Source organism: Pseudomonas sp. KCJK9000, from assembly GCF_046230725.1.
GTDB classification, from domain to species: domain Bacteria; phylum Pseudomonadota; class Gammaproteobacteria; order Pseudomonadales; family Pseudomonadaceae; genus Aquipseudomonas; species Aquipseudomonas promysalinigenes.
This window is the reverse complement of the sequence record NZ_JBJJLN010000002.1, coordinates 1-15,571: the sequence shown is the minus strand read 5'-3', so window position 1 is coordinate 15,571 and position 15,571 is coordinate 1. Positions and strand designations below refer to the sequence as shown.

The following is a 15,571-nucleotide window of genomic DNA, read 5'->3' as shown; positions in this document are numbered from 1 at the left end:
CTACTGCTTTGAAACTTAGAAGTTGCCCTGGACCCACCGCTTGAAGCGCTCAAGCACTGGGGCCTTCGGTTCATCGCCATAGCTGTTGCTGCTGCTGTTGCTGTTACCGGCCAGGACCAGGTCCTCGGACTGCTTGAGCAGGCCATAGGTGAGCAAGCCCACGCCGGTGGAATAGATCGGGTTGCGCACCACGTCGCTCAGCCCCCGAACGCTGTGCGGTACGCCCAGGCGCACCGGCATATGGAAAATTTCCTCGGCCAGTTCCACGGCCCCTTCCATCTTCGCGGTGCCACCGGTGAGGACGATGCCGGCCGGCACCAGGTCCTCGTAACCGCTGCGGCGCAGCTCGGCTTGGATCAGCGTGAAGAGTTCGTCGTAACGTGGCTCCACCACCTCGGCCAAGGCCTGGCGCGAAAGCTCGCGGGGCGGACGATCGCCAACGCTAGGCACTTTGATGGTTTCGCCTGCACCTGCCAGTTTGGCCAGGGCACAGGCGTAACGGATCTTGATTTCCTCTGCGTACTGGGTAGGGGTACGCAGGGCCATGGCGATATCGTTGGTGACCTGGTCGCCAGCGATTGGAATGACTGCCGTATGGCGGATAGCACCCTCGGTGAAGATCGCGATATCGGTGGTGCCGCCGCCGATGTCCACCAGGCACACGCCCAACTCTTTCTCGTCATCGGTCAGGACCGAGTAGGCCGAGGCCAGCTGCTCGAGAATGATGTCGTCGATTTCAAGGCCGCAACGGCGCACGCACTTTTCGATGTTCTGCGCTGCGTTGACTGCGCAGGTGACCACATGAACCTTGGCCTCCAGACGAACACCAGACATACCCAGTGGTTCGCGGACCCCTTCCTGGTTGTCGATCACGTAGTCCTGCGGCAGGGTGTGCAGCACGCGCTGGTCGGCAGGAATCGCCACGGCCTGGGCGGCGTCGAGCACGCGCTCGAGGTCGGCCACGCTGACCTCGCGGTCGCGGATGGCGACAATGCCGTGGGAGTTCAGGCTACGGATATGGTTGCCCGCCACGCCAACGAACGCCGAGTGGATACGGCAGCCTGCCATCAGCTGAGCCTCTTCCACTGCGCGCTGGATCGACTGCACGGTCGACTCGATGTTCACCACCACGCCTTTCTTCAGGCCGCGGGACGGGTGGGTGCCGATGCCCACGATTTCCAAGGTCCCGTCTTCGCCCACTTCACCCACCAGCGCCACCACTTTGGATGTGCCGATGTCCAGCCCGACGATCATTTTGCCGCTATGCGCGTTTGCCATGGTCCTGCCTCTCTCTAATTCTTCGCAACGGCGGGTTGGGCCGTCGTCGGTGCGTTCGGTTCCCGCCAGCCAACGGCAAGCCCGTTGGCGTAACGCAGATCAATGCGGGCGATATTGGTGATCTGCTCTTTGAGTGTCTTGTCGTAAATGGCAATGAAACGGCGCATCTTCTCCACCAGATGATCGCGCCCCAGCAGCAGCTCGATGCCTGGCCCGGCGCTGCTTGCACCGGTGGTCAGGAACCAGCTGCCACGCTCGCGCAATTCCAGGCGTGCGATGGAAAAGCCCAAGGGGCGCAGCATCTGGCTCAATACCTGATACTGCTGCATGACTTGTTGTTGAGCGCGCTGCGGCCCGGCCAGCTGCGGCAAGTGCTCGTAATTGGCCAGTTCACGCGGAGTGAAGGCTTGGCCCTGGTTGTTCAGCAGCGCTTCGTCACCCCAGCGCGCCACTGGCAATTGTTCTTCAAGGCGGATGACCACTTCGTCCGGCCACACCCGACGCACTTCGGCATGGGCGATCCAGGGCATCTGCTCGAGCTCGGCGCGCATCGCCGGGAGGTCGACACTGAAGAAGCTTGCCGCCACGTAAGGTGCAATGCGTTGCTGCACCGACTGCTGGCTGATGTAGGTCAGGTCACCCTGCACATCGATCTTGGTGATCGGCCGATCGGCATAGGGCATCAGGCGAATGGCACCCTCGTAGGCGCCGAACCCAGCCGCCACCAGCACGATCGGCCATAACAAACGCTTCAGACCACCCAGGCTCGGCCGTGGCAGGCGCGCCGATACGGGCTCGTCGGCCACCAGTCGGCTGGCACCACGTGGCACCGGCTTGCTGCGGCCGGTAACGGGTTGCTGCTGACGTATCATTGCGCCTTGCATGATGCTTAACCTCGCGTCGCCACGCTTTCAGCCAGGATTGCCAGCACCAGTTGCTGGAAATCCAGGCCGGCCGCGCGGGCCGCCATGGGCACCAGGCTATGATCAGTCATGCCTGGTGCGGTGTTGACTTCGAGCAGCCAGAAGCGGCCTTGCTCGTCCTGCATCACGTCCAGCCGGCCCCAGCCTTCGATGCCGATGGCATCGCAGGCGCGCGCGGTCAGGTCGATCAGTTCCTGCTCTTTGGCACTGTCCAGGCCGCACGGGATGCGGTACTGGGTGTCATTGGCGATGTACTTGGCGTCGTAGTCGTAGAACACGTGTGGCGTACCCAGTGCGATCGGCGGCAGCACCTGGCCACGCAGAACAGCGATGGTGAACTCCGGGCCGTGAATCCATTGCTCGACCAGGACCTGTGAATCGTAGCGGGCAGCGTCCTTCCAGGCGGCGACCAGCTCTTGCTCGCTGTTCACCTTGGCCATGCCGATGCTCGAACCTTCATGGGCGGGTTTGACGATCAACGGGAAGCCCAGTTCCGTGCCAGCAGCAATACAATCATTTTCGCTGCCAAGTACTGCATGGCGAGGGGTGGGAATACCCAGGCTCTGCCATACCTGCTTGGTACGAAGTTTGTCCATTGCCAGTGCCGAAGCGAGGATGCCGCTGCCGGTATAGGGGATACCCAGGCACTCGAGCAGCCCCTGCATGCTGCCGTCTTCACCGCCACGGCCGTGAAGGATGATGAAGGCGCGGTCGATCTTCTCGTTCTGCAGGCGCGCCAGCAGATCGTCGCCCACATCGATGCCAACCACGTCGACACCGGCAGTGCTCAAGGCGTCGATAACAGCGGCGCCGGACTTCAGCGACACTTCACGCTCGGCGCTTTTGCCACCGTACAGCACGGCCACGCGCCCGAACGCTTTCACGTCCAGGGTGCTGTGCAGTTGTTGGTAAGCGCTGGTCATTTCGACTTCTCCTGCTTGGCGCCAGCAAACAGCGGGCTTTTCATCAGTTGCGGGGCCAGGCCACCGACATCACCGGCACCCTGGCAAAGCAGGATGTCACCGGCGCGCAGCAGCGGTTTGACCAGCGGCGCCAGTTCCGCGCCACGTTCGATGTAGATTGGGTCCAGCTTGCCGCGCTGGCGGATGCTGTGGCACAGCTGGCGGCTGTCGGCACCGGGGATCGGCTCCTCGCCGGCCGGGTAGACCTCCATCAGCAAAAGCACATTGGCGTCACCCAGCACCTGGACGAAATCGTCGTACAGGTCGCGCGTACGGCTGTAACGGTGCGGCTGGTAGACGATCACCAAGCGACGGCTTGGCCAGCCTCCGCGCACGGCTTTGATCACTGCAGCGACTTCGGTCGGGTGGTGGCCATAGTCGTCGACCAGCATCACGCTGCCGCCTTCTACAGGCAGCTCGCCGTATACCTGGAAGCGTCGCCCTACGCCCTGGAAGCCAGACAGGCCCTGAACGATGGCTTCATCGTTGATCCCTTCGTCAGTGGCGATGGCGATGGTGGCCAAGGCATTGAGCACGTTGTGATTACCGGGCATGTTCACCGACACCTCCAGCGGCTCGCGGTCGCGACGCAGCACGGTGAAGTGAGTTTGCATGCCCTGCTGGCGCACGTTGATGGCGCGGATGTCAGCCTCGTCGCTGAAGCCGTAGGTCACGGTCGGGCGCTTGACCTGCGGCAGGATCTCGCGAACCACCGGGTCATCCAGGCACATCACGGCCAAGCCATAGAACGGCAGGTTGTGCAGGAACTCGACGAAGGTCTTCTTCAACTTATTGAAGTCGCCTTCATAGGTCGCCATGTGGTCGGCATCGATATTGGTGACTACCGCAACCATCGGCTGCAGATGCAGGAAACTGGCATCGCTTTCGTCAGCTTCGGCGATCAGATAACGGCTGGTGCCAAGCTGGGCGTTGGTGCCGGCAGCGGTCAAGCGGCCACCGATGACGAACGTTGGGTCCAGCCCGCCAGCGGCAAACACCGAGGCCAGCAGGCTGGTAGTGGTGGTCTTGCCATGGGTACCGGCCACGGCCACGCCGTGGCGGTAGCGCATCAGTTCGGCCAGCATCTCGGCCCGCGGCACCACCGGGATGCGTCGTTCAAGGGCTGTGGCGACTTCCGGGTTGGCCGGGTTGATCGCGCTCGACACCACCAGCACATCGGCGGTGGCGGCGTTTTCGGCACGGTGGCCTACAAATATCTGGGCGCCGAAAGATTCCAGACGCTCGGTCACCGGCGACGCCTTGAGGTCAGAGCCGGACACCTGATAGCCCAGGTTCAGCAGCACTTCAGCGATGCCGCACATGCCCACCCCACCGATACCGACGAAGTGGATGCGATTGATACGGCCCATTTTCGGCTGGGGCATGGCCTTCTGGCTTTCAACCATGGGCCACCTCCAGGCAGACATCGACTACGGTGCTGGTTGCAGCAGGTTTGGCCAGGCGCCGTGCGGTGCCAGCCATGGTGTTGAGTTTCTCGGGTTGCATCAGCACCTCGTTCAGGCGTTCAGCGAGTTGCGCTGCGCCAGTTGTCGCTTGTGGCATGAGGAAGGCAGCGCCCTCCCGAGCCAGATATTGAGCATTGTGGGTCTGGTGATCGTCGATGGCGTGGGGCAATGGCACCAGCATCGAAGGCAGGCCCGCGGCTGCCAGTTCGCTCACGGTCAGGGCACCGGCCCGGCAGACCACGATATCGGCCCAGCCGTAGGCATGGGCCATGTCTTTGATGAACGGTTCGACCTGAGCCTGAACACCCGCTTCGCGGTAGCGCTCGGCTGTGGCGGGCGCATGGTGCTTGCCGGCCTGGTGGAATACTTCCGGGCGCAGGCTAGCGGGAACTTCGGACAGCGCCTTGGGCAACAGTTTGTTCAAAGGTTCGGCCCCCAGGCTGCCACCCATGACCAGCAGGCGTGCACGGCGCTCGGCCAGCGGCGCGCGCTGGGCATCCATGAAGAGCTCTGGGCGTACCGGATTGCCGGTGGTGCGCAGTTTCTCGCTGGCGCCGAAGGTCGCTGGGAAGGCTTCGCACACCCGTGCAGCCAGCGGCAGCAGCAGGCGGTTGGTGGTGCCGGCACGGGCGTTCTGCTCGTGGATCACCAACGGCACCCCGCACAGCCGCGCGGCCACACCGCCCGGCCCGGTCACATAACCGCCGAAGCCGACCACGCAGACAGGCTTGAGCTGGCGCACGATGCGCATTGCCTGCAGCACGGCCTTGACCAGGGTGAACGGCGCTTTGAGCAGCGACAGCTTGCCTTTGCCACGCAGGCCACTGACCTGGATCAGATGTAAAGGCAGGCCTGCTTGCGGGACCAGTTCGTTCTCGATACCCCGTGGAGTGCCCAGCCAGTGCACGGTGTAACCACGCGTCTGGAACTCGCGGGCGCAGGCCAGGGCCGGAAACACGTGGCCCCCAGTACCGCCAGCCATGATCAGCACATGCTTGCCGTCAGCGGCCATGACTGGTCTCCTCGGCAAAATCGCTTTCTTTGAACTCGTGCTCCTCGCTGCCCAGGTGCGTGCGGCTCTCCCATTCGATGCGCAACAGCAAGCCCACGCAGGCACAGCAAATCACCAGCGAGGAGCCCCCATAACTGAGGAATGGTAAGGTCAGGCCCTTGGTCGGCAGCAGGCCGACGTTCACGCCAATGTTGATCAGGAACTGACCGATCCACAGGAACGCCAGGCCGAACGCCATGTACGCGGCGAAGAACTGTTTGGCCTTCTCGGCCCAGAGGCCGATGTACAGCGCACGCACCGTCACGAAGACGAACAGCGCGATGGTTACCAGTGAGCCGACCACTCCCAGCTCTTCAGCCAGCACCGAGAACACGAAGTCGGTGTGCGCCTCAGGCAGATAGAACTGCTTCTGCACGCTGTTGCCCAGGCCAACGCCCAACCACTCGCCGCGGCCGAAGGCGATCAGCGCCTGGGTCAGCTGGTAGCCGGACCCGAACTGGTCGGACCAAGGGTCGGTGAAGGTAATCAAGCGTGCCATCCGGTAAGGCTGCGCCTGGACCAGCACGAACACCGCGAGCACCGCCAGGACCACCATCAGGCTGAAGCGGAATAGCCCCACACCCCCTAGGAACAACATGGCAGCGGCGGCGCCCATCATGACTACGGTCGCACCGAAGTCTGGCTCCATCAGCAGCAGCGCGGCCATTGGCAACAGCACGATGAAAGGTTTGAAGAAGCCCATCCAGGTTTCGCGCACTTCGGTCTGCCGGCGCACCAGGTACCCGGCCAGGTAGATGACCACGAAGACCTTGGCGATTTCCGATGGCTGTACGTTGAAGAAGCTGAAACCGATCCAGCGCATCGAGCCGTTGACCTCACGGCCAATCCCAGGCACCAGCACCAGCACCAGCAAGCCGAAGGCACCCAGCAGCATCGTGAAGCCCATGCGCTGCCAGGTGGCGATCGGCACCATCATGGTCGCGCCGCAGGCTACAAGCCCGAGGAACACGTAAACCAAGTGACGGAACATATGGTAGAGCGGGTTCCCCGACTGCACGGCGGCCACCTCGGACGACGCCGAGGTGATCATTACCAGGCCCAGGCCAAGCAGCGCCAGGCAACCGGCCAGCAGCGGGAAGTCCAGGTCGATGCCACGGCCGCTGATCAGCGGCGACGGGTAAGGTTTGAGGATGCCGAAAATCATGCCAGCTCCTCCGCCGCCTGGGCGAACAGGCGCCCACGCTCTTCGAAATTCTTGAACATGTCGAGGCTGGCGCACGCGGGCGACAGCAGCACGGCATCACCTGCCTGTGCCAGTTGGGCGCATTGCTCAACGGCCTCGCCCAGGGTCTGAACACGCACCAGCGGTATGCCTTCACCCAGTGCCTGGGCCAGGCGCTCGGCATCGCGGCCCAGCAGCACCACGGCACGGCAGTAACGCTCGACAGGCTCGCGCAGGGCGGCAAAGTCTGCCCCCTTGCCGTCGCCACCTGCAATCAGCACCAGCTTGCCATCGATATCCGCGCCCAGGCCCTCGATCGCCGCCAATGCAGCACCGACGTTGGTAGCTTTGGAGTCGTCGTACCAGTTCACGCCATTGCGCTCACGGACCCACTGGCAGCGATGGGCAAGCCCCTTGAACTCACGCAGTGCCTCGAGCATCGGTGCGAACGGCAGGCCAGCAGCATGACCCAGCGCCAATGCTGCCAGAGCGTTGCTCTGGTTGTGAGCGCCGCGGATCTTCAATTCGCGCACCGGCAGCAGCGCTTGGAATTCATAGGCCAGGTACTTCTCGCCGTCGACCTCACGCAGGCCGAACGCTTTGAAGTCGGGTTGATTGAGGCCGAAGGTGAAGCAGGGACGGCCCTCAACCGGCAGCGGCCGGCTAAGAGCATCCTGGCGGTTTACCACGACCTGCCGGGCGCCGCGGAAGATCCTGTGCTTGGCAAGGTGATAAGCAGGCAGCCCGCTGTAGCGGTCCATATGGTCTTCGCTGATGTTCAGCACGGTGGCAACTTCGGCGTTGAGCTGGTCGGTGGTTTCCAGTTGGAAGCTCGACAGTTCCAGCACGTAAAGCTCCACGTCATCGCTGAGCAGATCCAATGCCGGGGTACCCAGGTTGCCGCCTACGGCCACCCGCTTTCCGGCTTTGGCGGCCATGTCACCAACCAGGGTGGTCACGGTGCTTTTGGCATTGGAACCGCTGATCGCCACGATCGGCGCGTTGGCGTGGCGTGCGAATAGCTCGATGTCACCCGACAGCTGCACGCCACGTGCGGCAGCCTGCTGCAGGGCTGGGGTGGCCAAGGCCAGGCCAGGGCTCACGTACAGCTCATTGGCGCGGCACAGGAAGTCCACGTCCAGTTCACCACAACGTACTTCCACCTGCGGGTAATCACGGCGCAGGGTTTCCAGTTCCGGCGGTTGTTCGCGGGTGTCGGCGACCGCAAAGGCGATGCCCCGGCTCGCCAGGAAGCGAACCAGGGACATGCCGCTCTTGCCGAGGCCGACAACGATGCGGAATTGGTCGGAAGCGATCAATGACACGCTTTTCTACCTCAGTTTCAGGGTGGCGAGGCCGATCAGAACCAGAATCACGGTGATGATCCAGAAACGGACGATCACGCGTGGCTCAGGCCAGCCCTTGAGTTCAAAGTGATGGTGAATCGGGGCCATACGGAACACACGCTTGCCGGTGAGCTTGAACGATGCAACCTGGATCACCACCGACAAGGTTTCCATCACGAAGATGCCGCCCATGATGAACAACACGATTTCCTGGCGCACGATCACCGCGATGGTGCCCAAGGCTGCGCCCAGGGCCAGTGCGCCCACGTCGCCCATGAACACCTGGGCCGGGTAGGTGTTGAACCACAAAAAGCCAAGGCCGGCACCGATCAGCGCACCGCAGAACACGATCAGCTCGCCCGAACCTGGGACGTAAGGGATCAGCAGGTATTCGGCGAACTTCACGTTACCCGACAGGTAGCAGAAGATGCCCAAGGCGCCACCGACCATCACGGTCGGCATGATCGCCAGGCCATCCAGGCCATCGGTCAGGTTGACCGCGTTGCTGGAGCCGACGATGACGAAATAGGTCAGTACCACGAAGCCGACACCCAATGGGATGGTGACGTCTTTGAGAAACGGTACGATCAGCGTGGTTTCTACGCTGGTAGGCGCAGTCATGTACAGGAACAGCGCCGCGCCAAGACCGAACACCGATTGCCAGAAATACTTCCAGCGGCTCGGCAAGCCACGGGAGTTCTTTTCGATCACCTTACGGTAGTCGTCGACCCAGCCAATGGCACCGAACAACAGGGTGACGATCAGCACGGTCCACACGTAGCGATTGGACAGGTCGGCCCACAGCAGGGTGCTGATGCCGATGGCAGACAGAATCAAAGCGCCACCCATGGTCGGGGTGCCGGATTTGGACAGGTGCGATTGCGGGCCGTCGTTACGAACGGCCTGCCCGATCTGACGAATCTGCAGGGTACGAATCATCCACGGCCCCAGCCACAGCGCCAGCGACAACGCAGTCAGCACGCCAAGAATCCCGCGCAGGGACAGGTACTGAAAGACTGCGAAGCCCTTATGGAACTGTTGCAGATACTCGGCCAACAGCAGCAGCATTAATGTTTCTCCCCGCTGGCACCGCACAATGCCGCCACGACGTTTTCCATCGCAGCGCTGCGCGAGCCCTTGATCAAGATTGTGGTGTCGCTGGCAGTCTCTGCGCGAACGGCATCGATCAGTTCAGCTTGAGTAGCGAAATGACGGCCATCGGCGCCGAACGCCTTGACCGCATGAGCCATGTTGGAGCCCGTTGCATAAACGGCATCCACCTTACCGCGCGCATAGTCGCCCACCTGCCGGTGGCCTTCCTCCGCCCACTGACCCAATTCGCCGATATCCCCGAGCACCAGAACGGTGCGCCCGGAAAAGCTGGCGAGTATATCAATGGCCGCGCACATCGAGGTGGGATTTGCGTTGTAGCTGTCATCGATGACCCGCACCCCGTTGGGCGCGATCTGCACCACGGTGCGGCCCTTGACCGGTTGCACGGCATTGAGCCCTGCAGCGATGCCGCTCAGGCTCAGACCAACGGCGTGGGCAGCGGCGGCGGCGGCCAGCGCATTGCTGACGTTGTGAGTGCCCAGCAGGTTGAGTTGCACCGGCACGCTGCCTTCTGGGCCATGCAGGGTGAAAGACGGGCAACCACGGGCGTCGCAGCCGATGCCGCTGGCGTGGAAGTCGGCCTGTGGGTTATCCAGTGCGAAGGTGAAAATACGGTGATCGCCTGCACGCTTGCGCCAGATTTCGAACGCCTTGTCGGCCAGATTGAGGATGGCGGTGCCGCCCTCGCCCAGGCCTTCTAGAATCTCGCCTTTGGCTTCGACGATCTTTTCAGGGCCACCGAATTCGCCCACGTGGGCAGTGCCAGCATTATTGATGATCACCACATGCGGTTGGGTCAGGCCCACGGTGTAGCGGATTTCGCCGATGCGCGAAGCGCCCAGCTCGATCACCGCAGCGCTGTGTTCAGGCGCGATTTCCAACAGCGTCAGAGGGGCGCCTAGGTCGTTGTTAAGGTTGCCCCGGGTGGCGTGCACCAACCCGCGAGTGCGCAGAATGCTGGCGAGCATTTCCTTGACCGTGGTCTTGCCGCTGGAGCCGGTGATAGCAACGACGGGCTTGTCGAATGCCGCGCGGTTCAGCGCTGCAAGCTGGCCAAGTGCAACGCGGCAGTCGGCGACCAGCAGCTGAGGCAGCGCGACACCGGCGATTTCGCGCTCGACCAAAGCCGCCACGGCGCCTTTGGCCGTTACGTCCGCCAGGTAGTCATGGCCATCGAAACGTGGCCCGGTCAGGGCGACGAAAAGCTCGCCAGGAGCAACGCTGCGGCTGTCGATGCTGACACCTGTAAAGGTCGCGTCGGCGCCTATCAAGCGTGCATTCAAAGCACCGGTCAACTGGCTGAGGGTCATAGGCTTAAGCATGCGGAGCCTCCCAGGCTGCCAGTGCCTTGTCGGCTTCGATCAGGTCGGAGAACTCGTGGCGCTGGCCATGGATCTCCTGGTAATCCTCATGCCCTTTGCCGGCCAGGACGATCACGTCATCGGCCGCCGCAGTGGCAATCAAGTGAGCGATGGCATCGCCCCGACCAGCAACGAACTCGACGCTAGTAGGGGTGGTGAAACCGGGGCGAATGTCGTCGAAGATGCGCAGCGGGTCTTCGGTACGCGGGTTGTCGTCGGTGACCACGACGCGGTCAGCCAGGCGCTCGGCCACCTCGGCCATCAATGGGCGCTTGCCGCGGTCACGGTCACCACCGCAGCCAAACAGGCACAGCAGTTTGCCGTGAGCATGTGGCCGCAAGGCTTCGAGGACCTTTTCCAGGGCGTCGGGGGTGTGCGCGTAATCGACCACCACCAGCGGCTTGTCGCCGCCTCCCAGTCGCTGCATTCGACCAACAGGGCCCTGCAGTTGTGGCGTGACCTTGAGAATCTCGTCCAGCGAGAAATCCAACGCCATCAGCGTGGCCACCGCCGCAAGCATGTTGCTGAGATTGAAGCGACCCAGTAACTGGCTACGCAGCACCCGTTCCCCCTGGGCAGTGACGAGGACCGCGCGCACGCCATCATCATCGAACTGCGCCTGGCGGCAGAACAGCGAAGCGTCTGGATTCTCAAGGCTGTAGCTGAGCAGCCGGGTTTCGATATGCTCCACACTCGGGCGGCGGGCAAAGTCTTCAGCCAGGCGGCGGCCGAAATCGTCATCCAGATTCACGACCTGACAACGCAGGCTTGGCCAGGCGAACAGCTTGGCTTTGGCGGCCTCGTAAGCCTGCATGCTGCCGTGATAGTCCAGATGGTCGCGGGACAGGTTGGTCATGACCGCGATGTCGAACTCCAACGCAGCGACCCGGCCTTGCTCCAGGGCATGGGAAGAAACCTCCATGGCCACGGCCTTGGCCCCGCCCTTCTTGAGGTCGTACAGCGTCGACTGTACGGCGATCGGGTCAGGCGTGGTCAGCCTGCCGCTTTGCAGCTCGCCATAAAAACCGGTTCCCAGCGTACCGATCAGGCCGCAGCGCTGGCCCAGGGCATCGAGCGCCTGAGCCACCAGCTGCGTGACACTGGTCTTGCCGTTGGTGCCGGTCACGCCTACCAGGTTCAGCTGGCGGCTCGGTTCGCCGTAAAAGCGCCCGGCAATCTGCGATAGCTGGCCGATCAGGCCCTTGACCGGAATCAACGGTACATCGGTGAGCGGCAGCACGTTGGCGCCCTGCTCCTCATAAGCGACAGCCGCGGCCCCACGCGACAGCGCGTCGGCAATGTGCTCACGGCCATCGACCTTGGCCCCTGGCACAGCCAGGAACAGATCACCCTGGCGCACCTGACGGCTGTCCAGGGTCAGCTCACGGATGAGCGGGTCACGGCTGGCGTGGGCGAACAGTTTGCTCAATGGCATCGTCATCATCCACGCCCTCCCTTGGCGGGTACTGCACTGACCTGCTGTGGGTCACTTGGCGGCGGCAGGTTATCTGGCGGCACGTTCATCAGGCGCAGGGTGCCCGACATGACCTTGCTGAACACCGGAGCCGATACCAGGCCGCCGAAGTAGCCGCCCTTGCCAGGCTCGTCGATGACCACGACGATGGCATAACGCGGGTCGCTCATCGGGCCGAAGCCTGCGAACAGCGAGCGGTAGGCGTTCTCGGTATAACCCTTGGAGCCAACGGTCGCTTTACGGGCCGTACCAGACTTGCCAGCCACGTGATAGAACGGCACTTGAGCGCGGAACACGCCGCGCGGCGCTTCGATCACCTGCTGCAGCATGCCCTGAATGGTTTTGGCGGTGTCCTTGGGTATGGCTTGCACCGCCTCTGGCGTTTTGTCCACCTTGAGAATCGACAGCGGCACCATCTTGCCGTCGTTGGCCAGCGCCGCGTAAGCGTGCACCAGCTGCAAGGCAGTGACCGAGACACCATAGCCATAGGACAGAGTCGCGGTCTCGGCCTTGCGCCACTCACGGTGGTTGGGCAGGTTACCCACACGCTCGCCTGGGAAGCCGAGGCCGGTGTATTGGCCCAGACCGACCTGGGACATCACTCGATAAATGGCTTCACCGCCGATATCGAATGCGATCTTGCTCATGCCGACGTTGGAGGAGTTGATCAGAATGCCAGTCAGGTCGAGGATCGGGCCCTCGCTTCTGGAAACGTCCTTGATGGTGTAACGGCCAATCTGCAAGCTGCCCGGATAGACCTCGACCTTATCGGTCGGCTTCCAGCGGCCGCTTTCAAGCGCAGCACTCATCGAGATCGGTTTGACCGTGGAGCCCGGCTCGAACACGTCGATGATCGCGCGATTGCGCATGGCTGCCGGGAACATGCTACGACGGTTGTTGGGGTTGTAGGTGGGCTGGTTGACCATGGCCAGCACTTCGCCGGTCTTGACGTCCATGATCACCAGGCTGCCGGCCTTGGCGTCCTGTTCGGCGATGGCATTGCGCAGTTCGCGGGTGGCCAGATACTGCAGGCGCAGGTCGATCGACAATGCCAGGGTCTTACCGGCCTTGGCGTTCTTGGTGACCTGGATATCCTTGATCAAACGGCCGCGACGGTCCTTGATCACCTGCCGCTTGCCAGGTACGCCGGCCAGCCATTCGTCATAGGCCAGTTCCACGCCTTCGCGGCCGTGGTCGTCGAGGTCGGTGAAGCCGACCATGTGCGCGGTCACGTCACCGGCCGGATAGAAGCGGCGGAACTCTTCCAGCCCGTAGACACCCGGCACTTTAAGGTCGAGCACGTGCTGGCCCTGCTCAGGGGTCAGGCCCCGGACCAGGTAGATGAATTCCTTGTTGGCCTGCTGGGTCAGGCGCTCCTCCAGTTGCTTGGCGCTCTGCCCCAGCGCTGCGGCCAGCTGCGGCCAGCGGTCCTTGGATGCCTGCATCTCCTTGGGGTTGGCCCATAGGGTTGTCACCGGGGTACTGACAGCCAGCGGCTCGCCGTTGCGGTCGGTGATCAGGCCACGATGCGCAGGGATAGGGATGTGTCGCAGGCTGCGCGCATCGCCCTGCCCCTTGAGGAAGTCACGGTCCACTACCTGCAAGTCGATGATGCGCCAGCAGATCGCGCCAACCATCAGTGCCAGCAAACCCACCACTACCCGGAAGCGCCAAGGGTAGAGAGCGCCTTCGAGCTTCATCATGGCGATACCATCCGCACTTCGTCAGCGGCAGGCACGCGCATCTTCAACTGGTCGGATGCCAGGTTCTCGATACGGCTGGAAGCGGTCCAGGTGCTTTGCTCGAGGATCAACCGGCCCCACTCGGCCTGGGCTTTGTCCCGCTCGTTCAACTCGCCGTACAAAGTGTTGAGCAACTGGCGATTCCAGTGGGCGCTGTAGGACACGGCAATCGCCGAAACCAGAACGCCGACAAACAACAGAAGCATCAGGAAGCTTCCGCCTGGCAAAGGCTTGTCATGGAGCCGGCTCACCGAAGTTTCTCCGCCACTCGCATCACGGCGCTACGCGACCGTGGGTTGGCCTTGAGTTCGGCTTCGCTGGCAAATTGAGCCTTGCCGATCAGCTTGATCTTTGGCTCGAATACCTTGTGCTGTACGGGCAGGTTGCGCGGCAGGTTATCAGCTTCGCCCTTGACCAGCTTGCGCATGAACAGTTTGACGATGCGGTCTTCCAGAGAATGGAAGCTGATGACCGCCAGGCGGCCGCCCACTTCCAAGGCATCGAGCGCAGCGTCCAGGCCAGCTTCCAGATCACCCAATTCGTTGTTGACGTGGATGCGCAGCCCTTGGAAGGCACGGGTTGCCGGGTTCTTGCCCTTTTCCCAGGCAGGGTTGGCGACCTTCAGCACTTCAGCCAGGTCAGCGGTGCGGGTGAAAGGCTGCTTCTCGCGACGCTCGACCACAGCGCGCGCCATGCGCCCGGCAAAGCGCTCTTCGCCGTATTCTTTGAACACACGGGCGATTTCTTCGGCAGACGCAGTGGCAATGAACTCAGCAGCACTGATGCCTTGGTCAGGGTTCATGCGCATGTCCAACGGGCCATCATTGAGGAAGCTGAAGCCGCGCTCGGGGTCATCCAACTGAGGCGACGAAACGCCCAGGTCCAGCAGGATGCCGCTGACTTTGCCCGCCAGGCCGCGCTCGGCCACTTCCGCGCCCAGCTCTGCAAAACTGCGCTGCACAATGACAAAGCGGCCGTCTTCGGCCGCCAGCGCTTGCCCGGTGGCAATCGCTTGAGGATCTTTGTCGAAGCCCAGCAGCCGCCCTTGCGGCCCGAGCTTACTGAGGATCAGGCGGCTATGACCGCCGCGCCCGAAGGTGCCGTCGAGATAGCAACCGTCGGCGCGCAGGGCCAATGCCTCGACAGCTTCATCGAGCAGGACGGTGATGTGGTTGAAGCCGCTATCTATGGTCACAGGATCAGGTCACGCAAATCGTCGGGCATGGCGCCCGGTTGTTGGATAGCTGCAAGATCGGCTGCCGAAACCGCGTTCCAGGCATCCTCATCCCACAGCTGGAATTTGTTCAGTTGCCCTACCAGCATCGCCTTCTTGTCCAGCTTGGCGTACTCACGCAGGCGGGGCGGCACCAGAAAGCGGCCACTGCCATCGAGCTCCAGATCAACCGCATTGCCGATCAGCAAGCGCTGCAGGCGGCGGTTTTCCTCACGTAACGATGGCAAGGCGCGCAACTTGGCTTCTATCTGCTCCCACTCATCGAGGGGATAAACACATAAGCAGGGGTCGACTGCGTCGATGGTTACGATCAGCTGACCATTGCACCGCGAATCGAGCTCGTCACGATACCGGCTCGGCATGGCGAGACGGCCCTTGGCATCGAGACTGACGGCGTTGGCTCCGCGAAACACGGTAGCGATCCCCCACAATGTTATC

14 protein-coding genes are annotated in these 15,571 nt (G+C 62.6%); all 14 read right to left on the bottom strand.

Annotation, left to right across the window (positions count from 1 at the left end):
* Positions 1-15: 15 nt before the first annotated feature.
* Genes ftsA through mraZ form a run of 14 tightly spaced genes read right to left on the bottom strand, consistent with a single transcriptional unit; the run spans position 16 to position 15,546 of the window.
* Complete coding sequence (ftsA, locus tag ACK59H_RS01330; RefSeq protein ID WP_060479601.1) at positions 16-1,278, bottom strand: cell division protein FtsA; 1,263 nt, start codon at positions 1,276-1,278, stop codon at positions 16-18.
* A gap of 14 nt (positions 1,279-1,292) precedes the next feature.
* Positions 1,293-2,162: a cell division protein FtsQ/DivIB gene (locus tag ACK59H_RS01325; protein ID WP_060479600.1), complete on the bottom strand. Its 870-nt coding sequence runs from the start codon at positions 2,160-2,162 to the stop codon at positions 1,293-1,295.
* Positions 2,163-2,167: 5 nt separating this feature from the next.
* A complete protein-coding gene (locus ACK59H_RS01320) occupies positions 2,168-3,124 on the bottom strand; it encodes a D-alanine--D-alanine ligase (protein WP_060479599.1) in 957 nt (318 codons plus the stop codon).
* Positions 3,121-4,569, bottom strand: coding sequence for a UDP-N-acetylmuramate--L-alanine ligase (murC, locus tag ACK59H_RS01315; protein ID WP_060479598.1), 1,449 nt, complete (start codon positions 4,567-4,569; stop codon positions 3,121-3,123). The genes ACK59H_RS01320 and murC overlap by 4 nt, the downstream gene beginning before the upstream one ends.
* Entirely contained in the window at positions 4,562-5,641 is a 1,080-nt protein-coding gene (gene murG / locus ACK59H_RS01310; RefSeq protein ID WP_207937089.1) for an undecaprenyldiphospho-muramoylpentapeptide beta-N-acetylglucosaminyltransferase, read from the bottom strand. The genes murC and murG overlap by 8 nt, the downstream gene beginning before the upstream one ends.
* Positions 5,631-6,845, bottom strand: coding sequence for a putative lipid II flippase FtsW (ftsW, locus tag ACK59H_RS01305; RefSeq protein ID WP_060479596.1), 1,215 nt, complete (start codon positions 6,843-6,845; stop codon positions 5,631-5,633). Before ftsW ends, murG begins: the two co-directional genes overlap by 11 nt.
* Positions 6,842-8,188, bottom strand: coding sequence for a UDP-N-acetylmuramoyl-L-alanine--D-glutamate ligase (gene murD, locus ACK59H_RS01300; RefSeq protein ID WP_409264184.1), 1,347 nt, complete (start codon positions 8,186-8,188; stop codon positions 6,842-6,844). The genes ftsW and murD overlap by 4 nt, the downstream gene beginning before the upstream one ends.
* Before the next feature lie 6 nt (positions 8,189-8,194).
* Entirely contained in the window at positions 8,195-9,277 is a 1,083-nt protein-coding gene (gene mraY / locus ACK59H_RS01295; RefSeq protein ID WP_409264182.1) for a phospho-N-acetylmuramoyl-pentapeptide-transferase, read from the bottom strand.
* Positions 9,277-10,644, bottom strand: a complete 1,368-nt coding sequence (murF, locus tag ACK59H_RS01290; RefSeq protein WP_409264181.1) for a UDP-N-acetylmuramoyl-tripeptide--D-alanyl-D-alanine ligase — start codon at positions 10,642-10,644, stop codon at positions 9,277-9,279. The genes mraY and murF overlap by 1 nt, the downstream gene beginning before the upstream one ends.
* Positions 10,637-12,127, bottom strand: a complete 1,491-nt coding sequence (locus tag ACK59H_RS01285) for a UDP-N-acetylmuramoyl-L-alanyl-D-glutamate--2,6-diaminopimelate ligase (protein WP_186477483.1) — start codon at positions 12,125-12,127, stop codon at positions 10,637-10,639. Before ACK59H_RS01285 ends, murF begins: the two co-directional genes overlap by 8 nt.
* Positions 12,124-13,857, bottom strand: a complete 1,734-nt coding sequence (locus ACK59H_RS01280) for a peptidoglycan D,D-transpeptidase FtsI family protein (protein ID WP_409264220.1) — start codon at positions 13,855-13,857, stop codon at positions 12,124-12,126. Before ACK59H_RS01280 ends, ACK59H_RS01285 begins: the two co-directional genes overlap by 4 nt.
* Entirely contained in the window at positions 13,857-14,150 is a 294-nt protein-coding gene (ftsL, locus tag ACK59H_RS01275) for a cell division protein FtsL (protein WP_060479591.1), read from the bottom strand. Before ftsL ends, ACK59H_RS01280 begins: the two co-directional genes overlap by 1 nt.
* A complete protein-coding gene (gene rsmH, locus ACK59H_RS01270) occupies positions 14,147-15,094 on the bottom strand; it encodes a 16S rRNA (cytosine(1402)-N(4))-methyltransferase RsmH (RefSeq protein WP_060479590.1) in 948 nt (315 codons plus the stop codon). Before rsmH ends, ftsL begins: the two co-directional genes overlap by 4 nt.
* Positions 15,091-15,546 (bottom strand): division/cell wall cluster transcriptional repressor MraZ, encoded by a 456-nt coding sequence (gene mraZ, locus ACK59H_RS01265; protein WP_011535546.1) that lies wholly within the window; start codon positions 15,544-15,546, stop codon positions 15,091-15,093. Before mraZ ends, rsmH begins: the two co-directional genes overlap by 4 nt.
* Positions 15,547-15,571 lie beyond the last annotated feature (25 nt).